Annotated in this window: 14 protein-coding genes; 11 read left to right on the forward strand and 3 right to left on the reverse strand. The window is 72.5% G+C overall.

The features are described 5' to 3' along the window. Positions 1-67: 67 nt before the first annotated feature. The 4 genes from OHU34_RS30760 to OHU34_RS30775 all read left to right on the forward strand — a co-directional run bounded on the left by OHU34_RS30760 (position 68) and on the right by OHU34_RS30775 (position 5,121). A complete protein-coding gene (locus OHU34_RS30760) occupies positions 68-1,411 on the forward strand; it encodes an NYN domain-containing protein (protein ID WP_142263826.1) in 1,344 nt (447 codons plus the stop codon). Between the two features lie 211 nt (positions 1,412-1,622). Further along, positions 1,623-2,657 (forward strand): C40 family peptidase, encoded by a 1,035-nt coding sequence (locus OHU34_RS30765; protein WP_028806868.1) that lies wholly within the window; start codon positions 1,623-1,625, stop codon positions 2,655-2,657. A 199-nt stretch (positions 2,658-2,856) separates the two neighbouring features. Continuing rightward, positions 2,857-3,879, forward strand: coding sequence for an NlpC/P60 family protein (locus OHU34_RS30770; RefSeq protein ID WP_142263825.1), 1,023 nt, complete (start codon positions 2,857-2,859; stop codon positions 3,877-3,879). A 39-nt stretch (positions 3,880-3,918) separates the two neighbouring features. Next, a complete protein-coding gene (locus OHU34_RS30775) occupies positions 3,919-5,121 on the forward strand; it encodes a hypothetical protein (RefSeq protein ID WP_405769397.1) in 1,203 nt (400 codons plus the stop codon). On the opposite strand, the gene OHU34_RS30780 is transcribed toward OHU34_RS30775, so the two are convergent. Continuing rightward, positions 5,109-5,639, reverse strand: coding sequence for a PadR family transcriptional regulator (locus OHU34_RS30780; protein ID WP_142263823.1), 531 nt, complete (start codon positions 5,637-5,639; stop codon positions 5,109-5,111). The genes OHU34_RS30775 and OHU34_RS30780 overlap by 13 nt on opposite strands. A 145-nt stretch (positions 5,640-5,784) precedes the next feature. Between OHU34_RS30780 and OHU34_RS30785 the strand changes: the two genes are divergently transcribed. Beyond that, positions 5,785-7,113 (forward strand): MATE family efflux transporter, encoded by a 1,329-nt coding sequence (locus OHU34_RS30785; protein ID WP_142263822.1) that lies wholly within the window; start codon positions 5,785-5,787, stop codon positions 7,111-7,113. Here the strand turns inward: OHU34_RS30785 and OHU34_RS30790 are convergent. After that, the gene (locus OHU34_RS30790; RefSeq protein ID WP_142263821.1) at positions 7,074-8,309 is read right to left on the reverse strand and encodes a glycosyltransferase family 87 protein; all 1,236 of its coding nucleotides are present in this window, start codon (positions 8,307-8,309) and stop codon (positions 7,074-7,076) included. The two genes, OHU34_RS30785 and OHU34_RS30790, sit on opposite strands and share 40 nt — an antisense overlap. Before the next feature lie 78 nt (positions 8,310-8,387). Between OHU34_RS30790 and OHU34_RS30795 the strand changes: the two genes are divergently transcribed. Further along, positions 8,388-9,530 (forward strand): glycosyltransferase family 4 protein, encoded by a 1,143-nt coding sequence (locus OHU34_RS30795; RefSeq protein ID WP_142263820.1) that lies wholly within the window; start codon positions 8,388-8,390, stop codon positions 9,528-9,530. Between the two features lie 192 nt (positions 9,531-9,722). Here OHU34_RS30795 and OHU34_RS30800 read toward each other — a convergent pair whose 3' ends face one another. Next, complete coding sequence (locus tag OHU34_RS30800; RefSeq protein ID WP_142263819.1) at positions 9,723-11,519, reverse strand: long-chain fatty acid--CoA ligase; 1,797 nt, start codon at positions 11,517-11,519, stop codon at positions 9,723-9,725. Positions 11,520-11,867: 348 nt separating this feature from the next. On the opposite strand from OHU34_RS30800, the gene OHU34_RS30805 reads away from it, so the two are divergent. The 5 genes from OHU34_RS30805 to OHU34_RS30825 all read left to right on the forward strand — a co-directional run bounded on the left by OHU34_RS30805 (position 11,868) and on the right by OHU34_RS30825 (position 16,118). After that, positions 11,868-12,623 (forward strand): metallophosphoesterase, encoded by a 756-nt coding sequence (locus OHU34_RS30805; protein ID WP_200839903.1) that lies wholly within the window; start codon positions 11,868-11,870, stop codon positions 12,621-12,623. 150 nt (positions 12,624-12,773) lie between these two features. Further along, entirely contained in the window at positions 12,774-13,238 is a 465-nt protein-coding gene (locus OHU34_RS30810; protein WP_054242832.1) for an SRPBCC family protein, read from the forward strand. A gap of 89 nt (positions 13,239-13,327) precedes the next feature. Next, positions 13,328-14,503 carry an ArsA family ATPase gene (locus tag OHU34_RS30815; RefSeq protein WP_142263817.1) on the forward strand — a complete coding sequence of 392 codons (1,176 nt, stop codon included), beginning with the start codon at positions 13,328-13,330 and terminating at the stop codon, positions 14,501-14,503. 81 nt (positions 14,504-14,584) lie between these two features. After that, positions 14,585-15,097 (forward strand): DUF5304 domain-containing protein, encoded by a 513-nt coding sequence (locus OHU34_RS30820; protein WP_142263816.1) that lies wholly within the window; start codon positions 14,585-14,587, stop codon positions 15,095-15,097. Positions 15,098-15,164: 67 nt separating this feature from the next. Further along, on the forward strand, positions 15,165-16,118 hold the full coding sequence (locus tag OHU34_RS30825; RefSeq protein WP_020129975.1) for an ROK family glucokinase: 954 nt from the start codon (positions 15,165-15,167) through the stop codon (positions 16,116-16,118). The last annotated feature ends 39 nt before the right edge of the window (positions 16,119-16,157 follow it).

Raw genomic sequence — 16,157 nt, forward strand, 5'->3', positions numbered from 1 at the left:
ATGGGGGTCCCCCCGCTCGAGCGAAGCCGAGAGTGGGGGAGGCCCGCACAGTATTGGGGTGTGACGGATGGTGGAGAGCGCAGGCGGGGGGCCGGGCGACGGCGCCGCCGAGATGCTCGACCGTCCGCTGCCGGACGGCGTGCGGCGCAGGGTCGTACAGATCGTCTCCGACGGCTTCGGCGGGCTGACCGTTGGTGAACTGCCCGTCCAGTTGCGGCAGTACGCCCGGTTCGCGCCGAACCGGCGGGCGAAGTTCGCGGGCAACGCGATGGCCGCCGCGCTGGAGACCGATCCGCTCTTCCGGCAGCGCATCGCCGAGAAGTTCAGAGAGGCCCAGCCGGAACTCGCCGGCGCTCTCGACTCCGGCTCGCCGACCCCGGCCGCGGACCCGCACGAAGTGGCGGCCGCGGCCTATGTGCTGCGGCCCCCCGGCTGGGTGAAGCTGGTCACCGCGGCCGGTGAGGAGGCCCAGCGGGCGGACGCCGAGCGGGCCGGCGAGGAGAGCCGGGCCGAACTGGAGCGGCTGCGCGAGGAGCTCGACCGGGCCCGTGAGCAGTCCCGGGCGGGCACCGAGGGGCTGCGCGCCGAACTCGACGCCGCGAAGAAGGAAGCGGAATCGCTCCATCGCAAGCTGCGTTCGGCCCTCAGTGACGTGAAGCGGGGCGAGGCCGCGCTGCGCAAGGTGCGCGGCGAGCTGGACACCGTGCGTGCCGAGGGGCAGGCCCAGGTGTCGGCCGCGGAGAGCGAGACCCGGCGGCTCAAGGCGCGGCTCGGAGAGGTGGAGGCGGCGCTGGAGGCCACCCGGCGGGCGGCGCGCGAAGGGCGCAGCGTCGAGGACATGCGGGTGCGGCTGCTGCTGGACACGGTGCTCGACGCGGCCCAAGGGCTGCGGCGGGAACTGGCGTTGCCGCCGGTGTCGGTGCGTCCGGCGGCAACCGTCGACGCGGTCGAACCGGGGCGAATGACCCCGAAGGACATCGCCACGCGTGCTCTGTCGGAGAACGATCCGGCCATTCTCGACCAGTTGCTCGCGCTGCCCCAGGCCCATCTCGTCGTCGACGGCTACAACGTCACCAAGACCGGCTATCCGCAGATGCCGTTGGAGAAGCAGCGGCTCCGGCTGCTCGGGCAGCTCTCGCAGCTCGCCGCGCAGACCGGCGCCGAGGTCACCTGTGTCTTCGACGGGGCCGAACTGGCCGCTCCGGTGCTGCTCGCGCCGCCGCGCGGGGTGCGGGTGCTGTTCTCCAAGCCGGGTGTCACGGCCGACGAGCTGATCCGTCAGCTGGTGCGGGCCGAGCCGCCGGGCCGGCCGGTCATCGTGGCCTCGACCGACCGTGAGGTGGCCGACGGGATCGCCAAGGCGGGTGCCCGACCGGTGGCTTCCGCGGTACTTCTGAAGCGGCTGTCCTAAACGTCGAAGTTCCAGGTTTATTGACCGAATTGGCTGGATCGTCACGCAACGTAGCGTCAATCGAGCATGACTACACGTGAGTTGATTGAAAAAACTGCGTTGCGTGATGGGTTTTTTTCTCCTGAGGATTTGAACTGATCACGGCGAGGTCACTAAGGTCAGGGCTCGCATCTCCAAACGGGTGATCACTCAAAAGAAGGAGCCCGTCTCCGTGGCGTCCCACCGTCGACCGAAGCAGCCGAGTCGCGCACGCGTGACCGTGCTGACCACCGCAGCCGCCGCTGCCGTCGTACTGAGCTCGCAGGCCGCCAACGCGGCGCCCAGCGAGAAGCTCACCAAGGACGAGGTCAAGACCAAGGTCGACAAGCTCTACGAGGACGCGGAGCAGGCCACCGAGAAGTACAACGGTGCCAAGGAGAAGCAGGAGAAGCTCCAGAAGGAGATCTCCACCATCCAGGACAACGTCGCTCGCGGTCAGGCCGACCTCAACGAGCTGCGCGACTCCATGGGTCTGGCGGCCGCGGCCCAGTACCGCACCGGGTCCATAGACCCCTCCTTGCAGCTGCTCCTCTCCTCGGACCCGGACGACTACCTGGACAAGGCGTCCGCCGCCGACCAGCTCAGCGCCCAGCAGGTCGAGGCGCTGAAGAAGATCCAGGAGAAGCAGCGCGAGCTCGCGCAGGAGCGCAGCGAGGCCTCCACCAAGCTCAAGGACCTCGCCACCACCCGCACCGAACTGGGCAAGAAGAAGAAGGAAGTCCAGGCCAAGCTCACCGAGGCGCGCAAGCTCCTCAACACGCTGACGGCCAAGGAGCAGGCGTCCCTCGCGGCCGCCGACGCCCGCGCCAGCCGCGACGCCGGCGACCGGGTGGACCTCGGCGACTCCCCGACGGGCTCCGGCCGGGCCATGGCCGCCTTCCAGGCCGCCCAGAGCCAGCTCGGCAAGCCGTACCAGTACGGCGCCACCGGCACCGCCACGTACGACTGCTCGGGTCTGACCTCCTGGGCCTACGCCCAGGCGGGCGTCTCCATCCCGCGCACTTCGCAGGCGCAGGCCAACGCCGGTACGCGCATCTACTCCCAGAGCGCCCTCAAGGTCGGCGACCTGGTCATCTTCTACGGCGACCAGCACCACGTCGGCTTCTACGCGGGCAACGGCCAGGTGCTGCACGCCCCGCGCACCGGCACCGTCGTGCGCTACGAGTCGATCAACAACATGCCCTTCCAGTTCGGCGTCCGGATCTGATCGGTCCCCGGACCGGGACACCATGCCGCCCGAACGGGCGAATTACGGCAACGAGAAGTGACCCCACGCCCCGCCGGTGACCTGCGTCAGCGGCGGGGCGTCACTGTGCGTCGCCGCCGAGGTCTTTGGCCGACCCCCCACCGCGGGGCTACTGTCTGCCGCGTTTCCCTGTCCGCCAGCGGAAGGAGCGCGGCATCCCGTGGGGTCCCATCGCCGCCTTGCACAGTCCGGGTTCGACCGGGGCGCCACCAGCGCCCTGAGCGTGCTGTCCGTCGCGGCCGCCGCGTTCGGCGCCGTGTCCGCCGTACCGGCCACGGCCGCTCCGCACGACGACACCCGCGCCGAGGTGGACCGTCTCTACGAGGAGGCCGAGAAGGCCACCGAGGCCTACAACACGGCCGACGAGCGCGCCGACACCCTGCGGGGGCAGGTCGGCGTGGCCCAGGACCACATCGCCCGGCAGCAGGAGCGCATCAACGGCCTGCGCGAGCAGCTCGGTTCGCTGGCCGGCGCCCAGTACCGCTCCGGCGGCCTCGACCCCTCCCTGGCGCTGCTGTTCTCCGACGACCCGGAGGAGTACCTGGCCAAGGCGTCCGTCCTCGACCGGATCACCGCCCACCAGGCGGGGGAGCTGAGGGAACTCCAGGGCGCCATGCGGGAACTCACCCAGGAGCGCGCCGAGGCCGCGGGCAAGCTCGCCGAACTGGAGAAGAGCCGCAAGGCCGTGGTGCGGCACAAGCGGACCGTGGAACAGAAGCTCGCCAAGGCGCGGGAGCTGCTCAACGCCTTGCCGTCCGCCGAACGCGCCGCCTTCGACCGGGCCTCCCGCTCCGGCCGGGACACCATGTCCGACCTGTCGGGCGCCGTCCCGGCCTCCGGCCGCGCGGGCGCCGCCGTGGCCGCCGTGCGCTCCGCGCTCGGCAAGCCGTACGTCTGGGGCGCCAACGGGCCCACCGGGTTCGACTGTTCGGGCCTCATGCAGTGGTCGTACGCGCAGGCCGGGATCTCGCTGCCGCGCACCTCGCAGGCCCAGGCGCACGCGGGCCGGCGGGTGCCGCTCTCCCAGGCCCGGCCCGGCGACATCGTCACCTACCGCTCCGACGCCAGCCATGTCGGCATGTACGTCGGCAACGGTCAGGTCATCCACGCCCCCTATCCGGGGGCGCCGGTGCGTTACGACCCGGTCGGGATGATGCCGGTCTCGTCCGTCACCCGGCCCTGAGCGGAGCCCGCGCGGGGCCGCCGCCGTACGATCGGGAGGATGGCTGGTCGAGGGCGGGCGCGCGGACCTGGGGTCCTGGGGCTCTGTCTGCTGCTCGTCTCGCTCCTCGTCTGTCTGGTCGGCTGCGGCGGGCGGCCCACGTCGGACCACGCGAAGGCCGATGTGCAGCGGGTCCTCGACCGGCGGGCCGCCGCGGTCCTGGACCATGACCAGGGCGCCTACGCGGCCACCGGTGCCGCCGCCGGGTACGCCGCGGTACGGGCCGTTCCGCTGGCGGCCTGGTCGTACCGCGTGACGGCGCTCCACCGCAGCGGGGACACCGCCACCGCCGACGCCGAACTGAGCTACCGCGTCGACGGCTACGACAAGGCCCCGGTGACCACGGCCCGCGTGCTGCGTCTGACCCGTGACGGGGCCGGCCGGTGGTCGGTGGCCTCGGACAGGCCGGCGACGAAGGCCGGCCAGCAGCTGTGGGACCAGGGCACGGTGAGTGTCGTACGGGGCGCGCACAGTCTGGTGCTGGGGGTCGGGCAGTCCGGGGCGCGGCTGCGGTCCTTCGCCGACCTGGCCGACGACGCCGTCCCGGAGGTCTCGGCGGCCTGGGGCACCGGCTGGGCGGGGCACCTCGTCGTCCTCGTACCGAAGTCGCTGGAGGGCATGGCGGGGTTGCTCGGCTCGCCCGCCTCCTCCTACCGGGGGATCGCCGCGGTCACCACGGGCGAGACGGGCGGCGGGGCCAGGACGCCCGCGGACCGGATCATCGTCAACCCGGACGCGTACGGCATGCTCGGCCGGGTCGGCCGGCAGGTGGTCCTCACCCACGAGGCCACCCATGTCGCGACGCGCGCGCACACCAACGCGGCCACCCCGCTGTGGCTGTCCGAGGGGTACGCCGACTGGGTGGGCTACCGCGGTACCGGCCGTACCCCCGCCGAGGTCGCCCCGGAGCTCCAGCACGCCGTCACGGACGGCGCCGTCCCGGCGGCGCTGCCCACCGACGGCGACTTCGGCTTCTCCGGCGACGCCGACCGGCTGGCCCGGGCGTACGAGGGCGGCTGGCTGGCCTGCCGGATGATCGCCGAGCGGTGGGACGAGGTGAGGCTGGACGCGTTCTACCGGGCCGTGGGGGAGCACCGGGAGCGGTCGGGGGCGGTGGAGGGCGCGCTGAAGAGCGTGCTGGGCACCTCCCTCGCGGAGTTCACCGCGGACTGGCAGGGCTACCTGAAGACTCAGCTCGCCTGAGTCAGCTGCTCGATCGCCTCGCGCAGCCAGGCCCGCTCCGCCTCGCCCGTCGCCCGGGCGACCCGCAGCATGCCCTGCCGGAACAGGTCCCCGGTCTCCTCCGCCCGTACGGGCTTGCCGTCGGCGTAGAAGAAGCTCGCGGGCGTCTCGAGGAAGTCCAGCCGGCGCCGTAGGACGGCTGCCTGCTCCCCGCGGTCGGGCAGGTGCCGCAGGAACGCGAGGACCGTGTTGAAGCGGACATGGTCGGTGATCTCCGGCTGCCGGGGGTGACGCAGGCGTTCCAGCAGGTCCGCCCGGCCCTCGTCGGTGAGGGAGAGCACCCGGCGGGGGGCCGCGCCCGCGCCGTCCTCCCGGTGCTGGTCGAGCTTGCCCGCGGTGACGAGACGGGTGATCGCCGGATACAGCGCGCCGTCGCTGACCGGGCGGACATGGCCGGTCAGCGCCTTGATCCGCTCCTTCAGCTGATAGCCGTGCAACGGCTCTTCGGCCAGGAAACCGAGGATGGACAGCTCGAGCATGACCCTCCCTTGCGGACGCGATGACGTCATGCTACCTCTTATCGAGCTACCTCGTTTAGAGGTAACTCGATAAGAGGCAATCTGTCAGAGGCAATCCGTTCAGAGGCTGCGCGTTCGGAGCTGCTTCGTTCGAGGGGGATCCGTCATGACCGGTCATCGCACGCAGCTCGTCTCGCTCGCCCGCCCCGTCTACTTCTCGCTGCTCGCCTCGGTCGCCACCGGGATCATCAACACGGTCTGGGTGTCCCGGCTCGGCGGGCCCGCGGTGGCCGCCGTCGCGGTCGCCACCAACGCCGAGAACGTGCTGCTCGGGGTCGCGCTGGTCTTCGCCTCCGGGACGACGGTGCTGGTCGCGCAGGCCCGAGGGGCACGGGACCCGGGGGCCCTGCGCGCGGCCGTGCGGGGCGGCTGGGCGCTGTGCGCGGTGGTCACGCCGGTCGTCGCGGGCGGGGGCTTCCTGCTGCGTGAACCGCTGGCCCGGCTGGTCCTCGGCGGGCACGACGGCCCCGCCCTGCCCCTCGCCGTCTCCTACTTCGCGATCTCGATGCCGGGCATCGCCGTCTTCTTCGGCCAGCAGCTCGTGGACGGCATCCTCAAGGGGGCCGGGGACACCGGGACCCCGATGCGGCTGGCGCTTCTCGCGAACGGTCTCATCCTGGTCAGCGACCCGCTGTTCATCCACCATTACGGCGTCCGGGGCGCCGCCCTCTCCACGGTGCTCTGCCGGTGCGTGGCGCTCGGGGCCGGACTGTCGGCCCTGCGGCGCGACGCCGTGCTGCGGACCGCCGCCCGGGTGGCGCCCGCGCTCTCCACCCGTGCCTCGCTGCGGCGCACCCTGACGACCGGGCTGCCGATGTCGGCCGACTTCACCCTGCGCCAGGGCGGCGCGCTCGCCCTGGTCGCCGTGGTGGCCCGGCTCGGGGTGACGGCGGTGGCCGCCTACTCGATCGCGTACAAGGTCATGTACGTGGCGACCATGGCCTTCTACGCCGTCCGCCAGGCCGCCTCCATCCACACCGCGCACACCCGGGGCGAGGGCCGGGAGGAGCGCCGGGCGATCGGGCGGCAGGCCGTGCTCGTCTCCGGGACCGTCGGCCTCGCGGCGGCCGTGCTGCTGTACGCGACGGCCCCCTGGATCATGGCCGCCTTCGGCGCCGGGCCCGCCGTGGCCCGTGCGGGCGTGCTGTTCCTGCGCTGTGTCGGCCCGTATCTGCTCCTCATGGCCGGGTTCATCGCCCTGGGCGGGGTCTTCGAGGGAAGCGGGGGCGCGCCCGTGCTGCTGCGGGTGACCGTGCTCGGCACGGCCGTCCAGCTGCCGTCGGCGTACGCGCTGTCGGGGCTCGGGCTGCCGGGGGTGTGTCTGGCGCTGGCGCTCGGCATGGCGGTGCAGTGCCTGGTGGTGGGGGTGGTGCTGCGGCGGGCGTGGCCCGGGCGTCAGGGCGAGACCGCGGGCTCGCTGGTGCGGGCGGCCTGACCGGCCGGGGGAGCGGGGACGGCGCCCGGCACCGTCGAGCGCCACAGCCGGACGGCCGCGACGATCGTGGCGGCCACCAGCAGGCCGTTGCGCAGGAACAGGAGGGTGACGCCGAGCGGGCTGCTCGCGACGACGTCCGCGAAGAAGACGGGGAACTCCAGCACCGTCACGAAGGACGCGGCCAGAACCAGGACGGCGGGCAGGGCCATACAGCCGGCGCGGAAGCACAGGCAGACCGCCGCGAGGCCGATCAGCCACACCAGGTACTGCGGGCTGATCACCCGGCTGGTGACGGTGAACAGCAGGACCGCCGTGAACGCCGCCTCCGCGAGGGTCTGCGGCGCGAAGCGCCTGGCCGTCAGCCGCCACAGCAGCAGCCAGCCGAACGCGACCGCGGTCAGCCCCAGGGCCACGTCGCTCACCACGCCGACGTACGGGCCGAGGAACTCCAGCGAGCCGTAGTTGAGCAGCACCCGGCCCTGCCAGCCGAACTGCCGGGCCACATGCAGGGCGAGCGCGCCCAGCGACTCCACCTCGGTGCCCCGGTCGCGCTGGAAGGTCACGAAGGCGAAGGCGCCGGGCATGATCAGGGCGAACAGCGCGGCCAGCGCGCCGACGGTCACCACGGCCGCGCCCCAGGCCCGCCTGCGCACGGCGCCCGCCAGCAGCAGCACCGGCCACACCTTCAGCAGCATCGCGAGACCCGTCAGCGCGCCCATCACCCGGGGCCGCCGGACGCCGGCCACCAGCGCGGCGACCGCCACCGCCGTCACCATCACGTCGTAGCGGGAGTAGACGGTGGGGCCGAGCAGGGGCACGCCCGCCACCCACATCCAGGCGCCGCGCAGCGACCGGCCGGCGCGCAGCCCCGTGTTCAGCAGCAGCATGAGGACGGCCAGGTCGGCGAGGAAGGCCAGGACGAAGAAGGCCGACGCGTAGTCGAGGAAGGGCAGCAGGCCGGGGGAGAGGATCGCGAGGGCGGCGGCGGGCGGGTACTGCCAGGTGACGTCGGCGGCCGGGAACGTGCCGCCGCTCAGCACCTCGTACCAGCCCTGGTAGGTGACGGAGATGTCGCTGGTGACGTCCGGTCCGGGGAAGAGGAACACCTTGAAGACGAAGAGCAGCAGCGCGAGCCGGGTCACGCCCCAGGTCGTCAGCAGGCACGTCAGGGGCCGTCCCACGGCCGTCGTCTCCATGGCCCACATGATCTCCCGCGGGGCTGTGAAGCGCGGTCGGGCGCGGCTGTGAATGGCGTTTGGATAAGGTCGGCTGCGATGCACAAGACCCTGATCGTGACGAACGACTTCCCGCCCCGCCCGGGCGGCATCCAGGCGTTCCTGCACAACATGGCGCTCCGGCTCGACCCCGACCGACTCGTCGTCTACGCGTCCACCTGGAAGCGTTCCCGCGAGGGTGTCGAGGCGACGGCCGCCTTCGACGCCGAGCAGCCCTTCACCGTCGTACGGGACTCCACGACGATGCTGCTGCCGACGCCCGGGGCGACCCGCAGGGCCGTCGGGCTGCTGCGGGAGCACGGGTGCACGTCGGTGTGGTTCGGGGCGGCGGCGCCGCTCGGGCTGATGGCGCCGGCGCTGCGCAGGGCGGGCGCCGAGCGGTTGGTGGCCACCACCCACGGGCACGAGGCCGGCTGGGCGCAGCTGCCCGCCGCCCGGCAGCTGCTCGGACGGATCGGCGAGAGCACGGACACGATCACCTACCTCGGCGAGTACACCCGCTCGCGGATCGCGACCGCGCTGAGCGCCGGGGCGGCCGGGCGGATGGCGCAGCTGCCGCCGGGCGTCGACGAGAAGACCTTCCACCCGGGGTCGGGCGGCGAGGAGGTGCGGGCGCGGCTCGGGCTGACCGACCGGCCGGTGGTGGTGTGCGTGTCGCGGCTCGTGCCGCGCAAGGGCCAGGACACGCTGATCCTCGCCATGCCGCGGATCCTGGCCGCCGAGCCGGAGGCGGTCCTGCTGATCGTCGGGGGCGGGCCGTACGAGAAGGATCTGCGCAGGCTCGCCCACGAGCGCGGGGTGGCGGACGCGGTGCGCTTCACCGGGGCGGTGCCCTGGTCGGAGCTGCCCGCCCACTACGGCGCCGGGGACGTCTTCGCGATGCCGTGCCGGACGCGACGGGGCGGACTGGACGTCGAGGGGCTCGGGATCGTCTACCTGGAGGCGTCGGCGACCGGGCTGCCCGTCGTCGCCGGGGACTCGGGCGGGGCGCCCGACGCCGTGCTCGACGGGGAGACGGGCTGGGTTGTGCGGGGCGGTTCCCCGGCCGACGCGGCCGAGCGCATCGTCGCCCTGCTCGGGGACGCGGAGCTGCGCCGCCGGATGGGGGAGCGCGGGCGCGCCTGGGTGGAGGAGAAGTGGCGGTGGGACCTGCTGGCGGAGAAGTTGAAGACGTTGCTCTAGCTCTGGCGACCGACAACTGCGGCCGGGTGAAGGGGTATTCGAAGCCGTACGTCACCCGACGGCTCGCTGGTGCCGGGCGCCGTCGCGGTGAACCCGTTCGCCACCGCCACCGCCCTCGCCGAACGCACGACGGCGCGGGTCCCCATCGAGGACACCGCGCCAGACGCTCCGTCAGGAGATGCTGAACAGCCGCTACTTGGCGTAGATCGCCTCGATCTCGCCCGCGTAGTCCTTCGCCACGACATTGCGCTTGAGCTTCAGCGACGGCGTGAGGTGGCCCGAGTCCTCCGTGAACTGGGCGGAGAGAATGCGGAACTTCCGCACCGATTCCGCCTTCGAGACCGCGGCGTTGCCGTCGTCGATCGCCGACTGGATGGCGGCCTGGAGGTCGGCGTCCCCGTGCAGCGACGCGGCGGTCGAACCCGCCGGCTTGCCGTGGTCGGAAGCCCAGCGGCCCAGGAACTCCTCGTCGATGGTGACCAGCGCGCCCACGAACGGCCGCCCGTCGCCCACCACCATGCACTCCGCCACCAGCGCGTGCGCCCGGATCCGGTCCTCGATCACGGCCGGCGCGACGTTCTTGCCGCCCGCGGTGACGATGATCTCCTTCTTGCGCCCGGTGATCCGGAGGTAGCCGTCCTCGTCGAGGGTGCCGATGTCACCGGTGTGGAACCAGCCGTCGGCCAGCGCCTCGGCGGTCGCGGCCGGGTTGTTCCAGTACTCCTTGAAGAGGTGCTCGCCGTGCAGCAGCACCTCCCCGTCGTCCGCGATCCGCACGACCGAGCCGGGCAGCGGCTGACCGACCGTGCCGATCTTCTGCCGGTCCCAGGGATTGAAGGCGGTGGCGGCGCAGGACTCCGTCAGGCCGTAGCCCTCCAGCACGGTGAAGCCGATGCCGCGGAAGAAGTGACCGAGGCGCTCGCCCAGCGGGGCGCCGCCGGAGATCGCGTACTCGCCCTTGCCGCCGAGGACCGCGCGCAGCTTGCCGTAGACGAGCCGGTCGAAGACCTTGTGCTTGATCTTCAGCTTCAGCGGCGGGCCCGCCGGGAGCTCCAGCGCCTTGCTGTAGGCGATCGCGGTGTCGGCCGCCTTGTCGAAGATCGCGCCCTTGCCGTCCGCCTGCGCCTTGGCGCGCGCCGAGTTGTAGACCTTCTCGAAGACCCGCGGCACGCCCAGGATGAGCGTCGGTCGGAAGGCGGCCAGCTCGTCGGTGAGGTTCTTGATGTCCGGGACGGTGCCCAGCTTGATCGGCGCCATCATCGGGGCGATCTGCACCAGCCGACCGAAGACGTGCGCGAGCGGGAGGAAGAGCAGCACGCTGCACTCGCCCGTGCGGAACAGCGGCCGCAGCCGCTCCACGACGTTCCCGCACTCGGCGAAGAAGCTGCGGTGGGTCAGCACACAGCCCTTGGGGCGGCCGGTCGTACCGGAGGTGTAGACGATGGTCGCCGGGTCGTCGGCCTTGGCCTGCGAGCTGCGCTCCTCGACGACCTCGTCGGAGACGTCCTTGCCGAGCTGCCCGAGCTCCTCGACACCCCCGGCCTCGATCTGCCAGACGTGCTTCAGCGCCGGCAGTGACTCGCGCACCGACTCCACGGCCGCCGCGTGGCTGTCCAGCTCGACGACGACGGCGGTCGCGCCCGAGTCGGAGAGGATCCACTGCACCTGCTCCGGGGAGCTGGTCTCGTACACCGGCACGGTGACCGCGCCGGCGCACCAGATCGCGAAGTCGAGCAGCGTCCACTCGTAGCGGGTGCGCGACATCAGGCCGACCCGGTCGCCGGGCTGGACGCCGGAGGCGATGAGGCCCTTGGCGGCGGCGTGCACCTCGGCCAGGAAGGCCGTGGCCGTCACGTCCTGCCAGGCGCCGCCCACCTTGCGGGCGATGACGGCGACGTCGGGATGCTGCGCGGCGTTTCTGCGGACGATGTCGGTCAGATTGCCGTCCGCAGGGACCTCGTACAAAGCCGGAAGGCTGAACTCGCGCAAGACTGCTGCTCCTCATAGGGCGCCGGCGCCACGACGTTGTGTGCTGCGACGATGCGGTCCAAGGCTCGGGACTGTGCTCGGGACCTCGGTGGATCTCGATGGTTGAAATCCTGAGCACGACTGGACTGCCCGGACGTTACCCGTCGGTATGGCGTCTTCGACAGGGGGGTCCGGCGAGATGTTCGCTGCGTCACACAGATTGGTGTTTCCCGGCCGACAGTAGTCCACCGCTTTACTGACTGGCCAGTAACCGGTATCCCGATCGACTCTGTTCACGTATGCCGCACACGCCTACCCTTGATCGCCATGGCATCCACACCGCCCGGAAACCGCCGGACACGCATCCACGTGGTCAGCGACGTGCACGGCAACGCGCGCGACCTGGCCCGGGCCGGAGAGGGCGCGGACGCCCTGATCTGTCTGGGCGACCTGGTCCTGTTCCTGGACTACGCCGACCACTCCCGCGGGATCTTCCCCGACCTCTTCGGGGTGGAGAACGCCGACCTCATCGTCGAACTGCGCACCGCCCGCCGCTTCGAGGAGGCCCGTGAGCTCGGCGCCCGGTTGTGGGGCGGCATCGGCGGCGACCGGGCGGCGCTGATCGAGCAGGCGGTCCGCAAGCAGTACGCCGAGCTCTTCCCGGCGTTCCCGAGCCCGACGTACGCCACCTACGGCAACGTCGACATGCCGCGGCTGTGGCCCGAGTTCGCCGGGCCCGGCACGACCGTCCTGGACGGGGAGCGGGTGGAGATCGGCGGCCGGGTCTTCGGCTTCGTGGGCGGTGGCCTGAGGACACCCATGCGCACGCCGTACGAGATCAGCGACGAGGAGTACGCGGCGAAGATCGAGGCCGTGGGCGAGGTGGACGTGCTGTGCACCCACATCCCGCCGGAGGTGCCGGAACTCGTCTACGACACCGTGGCCCGCCGCTTCGAGCGGGGCAGCCGGGCGCTGCTGGACGCCATCCACCGCACCCGGCCCCGCTACGCGCTCTTCGGGCACGTCCACCAGCCGCTCGCCCGCCGGATGCGGGTCGGCGCGACCGAGTGCGTGAACGTGGGGCACTTCGCGGGCAGCGGGAAGCCGTGGGCGCTGGAGTGGTGACCGAGCGACGACCCGACGCCGTCCTGACTCCGGGTGACGGCGGCAGGTCGGGCGCGCGGTAGCCTTCACGCTGCACACACGTGCGCGGCGGCTGGCGCACGGTGTCCTCTTCTCTACCTTTACCGGCCCGCATCTGGAGGAGCCACAGCGATGGCGGAACACACCAGCTCGAGCATCACGATCGAGGCGGCACCGGCTGAGGTCATGGCGGTGATCGCCGACTTCGCCCGCTACCCGGACTGGACCGGAGAGGTGAAGCAGGCGGAGGTCCTCGAGACCGACGGGCAGGGCCGCGCCGAGCAGGTCCGCCTGGTCATGGACGCCGGCGCCATCAAGGACGACCAGGTCCTCGGCTACACCTGGACCGGCGAGCACGAGGTGTCCTGGACGCTGGTGAAGTCCCAGATGCTGCGCCAGCTCGACGGCTCCTACCTCCTCAAGCCGGCCGGCGCGGGCGCGACCGAGGTCACCTACCAGCTGACCGTGGACGTCAAGATCCCCATGCTGGGCATGATCAAGCGCAAGGCCGAGAAGGTCATCATCGACCGCGCACTGGCCGGCCTGAAGAAGCGCGTGGAGTCGGGAGAGGCCGGCTTCGAGGCGCCCGGGAAGTAGCGCCGGCCCCAAGACCCGGGAGTCGGCGGGTGCGGGGGCGGGGCGAGGAGGTCGGGGGGCTGCCCCGACCTCCGTTACGGTTCACCCTCATGCGCACCATCCTGATCACCGGCCCCGGCGGCAGCGGACGTACCACCGTGGCGGCCGCCACCGCACGGCGCGCGGCAGCGGAAGGCACCCGCACCCTCGTCCTCAGCGCCGACCGCACCGACACCCTCGGCGTGGCGCTCGGAGTGCGCACCGGGGCGAGCCCCGTCCCGGTCGCCCCACGCCTCACCGCCTGGCGCCCCGACGCCACGGCCGGCTTCCGGGACGACCTCGCCGGTTTCCAGGACCGTGCCTCCACCGTCCTCGACCTGCTCGGCGCCTCCCGGCTCGACCCGGAAGAGGTCACCCCCCTCCCCGGCGCCGAGGAGCTGACCCTGCTGCGCGCGCTGCGGGACGCCGCCCTCGCGGACGGCGGTGACCTGCACGAACTCCTCGTCGTCGACCTGCCGCCGGTCTCGCAGGCCCTCGCCCTGCTGGCCCTTCCGGAGGAGCTGCGCCGCTATCTGCGGCGGCTGCTCCCGCCGGAACGACAGGCCGCCCGCGCCCTGCGCCCGATGCTCGGCCGCCTCGCCGGGGTGCCGATGCCCGCCGAGTGGCTGTACGAGACGACCGCCCGCTGGGACATGGAGCTGGCCGCCGTCGCGGCCGTCCTCGCCGACCCCGGCACCGCCGTACGCCTGGTCGCCGAGCCGGGACCGGCCGGCGCCGACGCCGTCCGCGACGCCCGCCTCGGCCTCGCCCTGCGCGCCCTGCCCGTCGAGTCGCTCGTCGCCAACCGCGTCCTGCCGGAGGCGGCGGGTGACGACGGCCTGCTCGGCCGGCTCGTCGCCCAGCAGCGCAAGACCCTGGGGGAGTGGGGCGAGGCGGCCCGTCCCGTCGCCCACCTCGGGTACGACCCCCGCGGCGCCGACGACCTCGCCGCGCTCGCCGTGCCCGCCGTCAACCCGGCGACCTCCCCGGTCGAGTGGCCCGTGGCCGACCGGCTCGCCGAGGACGGCGTGCTCGTCTGGCACCTCCCGCTGCCCGGTGCCATACGCGACGAGCTCGACCTCATCCGGCGCGGCGACGAACTCGTCGTCACCGCCGGGCCGTTCCGTCGTATCGTCGCGCTGCCCTCCGTGCTGCGCCGCTGCACCGTCGACGGCGCCGCGCTGCGCGACGGCGAGCTGTGCGTGCGGTTCGCGCCGGATCCCGGGCTGTGGCCGCGCACCCACTGAACGGCGTTCCGCCGTTCGGGTAACGTCGTAGGGACGAGCCGTCATCAGGCGTCGTCGACCAGGAGTCATCAGGAGTCCGCCATGAGCGAAGAGCGCCCCACGCCCGACGCCGCCGGGGAGCCCGCCGGGACATCAGGGTTCGACGAGCAGCCCCGCGCGACCGACGCCGACGCCTGGGCCACCGCCGCCGCCGAGGACCTGGCGGCGGAGAAGGCCCGCCGCCGTGCCCAGGACGACCGGCCCCCGGGCTCGGCCGCCGAGGAACTGCGCAAGCTCGTCGACGCCGTCGGCGACAAGCTGTCCTCGCTCCAGTCCCCGCTGCTCGGGGCGGTCGCCGGACCTGCCGCCCAGCAGGTGGTCCGCCAGGTCGTCGAGCAGGCCAAGGCCGCCGTGGAGCCCGTCATCGAGCGCAACCCGGACGTCTTCGACCACCTCGCGGCCGCCGGCACCGAACTCCTCGCCGCCTACCGCTCCGCCGTCCAGACCCAGGAACAACGCTGGACGACGGGGTCGAAGGACCCGCGGAACACCCCGCGCGATCAAGGTCGCGACGGCGACGACACCGGTCCCGGCCAGCGCATCGACTTGGACTGAAGCCCTCCGGGGGCAGGGCCTCGGGTACGGTTGGCCGTAGCGGGGCTCGACCGAAACTGAGGGATTCATGGGACTCACCATCGGCGTCGACATCGGCGGCACGAAGATCGCGGCCGGCGTGGTCGACGAGGAAGGCAACATCCTCTCGACCCACAAGGTGCCGACCCCGGGCACGCCCGAGGGCATCGTGGACGCCATCGCCTCCGCCGTGGAGGGCGCGCGTGCCGGGCACGACATCGTCGGTGTCGGCATCGGCGCCGCCGGCTATGTCAACCGCCAGCGCTCGACGGTCTACTTCGCGCCCAACATCGACTGGCGCCAGGAGCCGCTCAAGGACGAGGTCGAGGCCCGCGTCGGTCTCCCCGTCGTGGTGGAGAACGACGCCAACGCCGCGGCGTGGGGCGAGTACAAGTTCGGCGCGGGCAAGGGCCACCGCAACGTCATCTGCATCACCCTCGGCACCGGCCTCGGCGGCGGCATCATCATCGGCAACAAGCTGCGCCGCGGTCACTTCGGCGTCGCGGCCGAGTTCGGCCACATCCGCATGGTGCCGGACGGCCTGCTGTGCGGCTGCGGCTCGCAGGGCTGCTGGGAGCAGTACGCCTCCGGCCGCGCCCTCGTGCGCTACGCCAAGCAGCGCGCCAACGCGACCCCCGAGAACGCCGAGATCCTGCTGTCGCTGGGCGACGGCAACCCCGACGGCATCGAGGGCAAGCACATCTCGATGGCCGCGCGCCAGGGCGACCCGGTCGCGGTCGACTCCTACCGCGAGCTCGCCCGCTGGGCCGGCGCCGGTCTCGCCGACCTCGCGTCCCTCTTCGACCCGTCCGCCTTCATCGTCGGCGGCGGCCTCTCCGACGAGGGTGAGCTGGTCCTCGACCCGATCCGTAAGTCGTACAAGCGCTGGCTGGTCGGCGGCAACTGGCGCCCGGTGGCCGATGTCATCGCGGCCCAGCTGGGCAACAAGGCGGGCCTGGTGGGGGCGGCGGACCTGGCAAGAGAACCCGACCCGATCATGTAGTCGTACTGGGCATTGCTGCATATCGCGTCAACACGGGGG

The sequence above is a fragment of the Streptomyces sp. NBC_00080 genome (assembly GCF_045041255.1).
Lineage (GTDB): Bacteria > Actinomycetota > Actinomycetes > Streptomycetales > Streptomycetaceae > Streptomyces > Streptomyces coriariae.

Coding starts and splice junctions, on each gene's coding strand:
- OHU34_RS30760 (WP_142263826.1), top strand. CDS start 68: ATGGTGGAGAGCGCAGGCGGGGGGCCGGGCGACGGCGCCGCCGAGATG.
- OHU34_RS30775 (WP_405769397.1), top strand. CDS start 3,919: ATGGCTGGTCGAGGGCGGGCGCGCGGACCTGGGGTCCTGGGGCTCTGT.
- OHU34_RS30780 (WP_142263823.1), bottom strand. CDS start 5,639: ATGCTCGAGCTGTCCATCCTCGGTTTCCTGGCCGAAGAGCCGTTGCAC.
- OHU34_RS30785 (WP_142263822.1), top strand. CDS start 5,785: ATGACCGGTCATCGCACGCAGCTCGTCTCGCTCGCCCGCCCCGTCTAC.
- OHU34_RS30790 (WP_142263821.1), bottom strand. CDS start 8,309: ATGGAGACGACGGCCGTGGGACGGCCCCTGACGTGCCTGCTGACGACC.
- OHU34_RS30795 (WP_142263820.1), top strand. CDS start 8,388: ATGCACAAGACCCTGATCGTGACGAACGACTTCCCGCCCCGCCCGGGC.
- OHU34_RS30810 (WP_054242832.1), top strand. CDS start 12,774: ATGGCGGAACACACCAGCTCGAGCATCACGATCGAGGCGGCACCGGCT.
- OHU34_RS30815 (WP_142263817.1), top strand. CDS start 13,328: ATGCGCACCATCCTGATCACCGGCCCCGGCGGCAGCGGACGTACCACC.
- OHU34_RS30820 (WP_142263816.1), top strand. CDS start 14,585: ATGAGCGAAGAGCGCCCCACGCCCGACGCCGCCGGGGAGCCCGCCGGG.
- OHU34_RS30825 (WP_020129975.1), top strand. CDS start 15,165: ATGGGACTCACCATCGGCGTCGACATCGGCGGCACGAAGATCGCGGCC.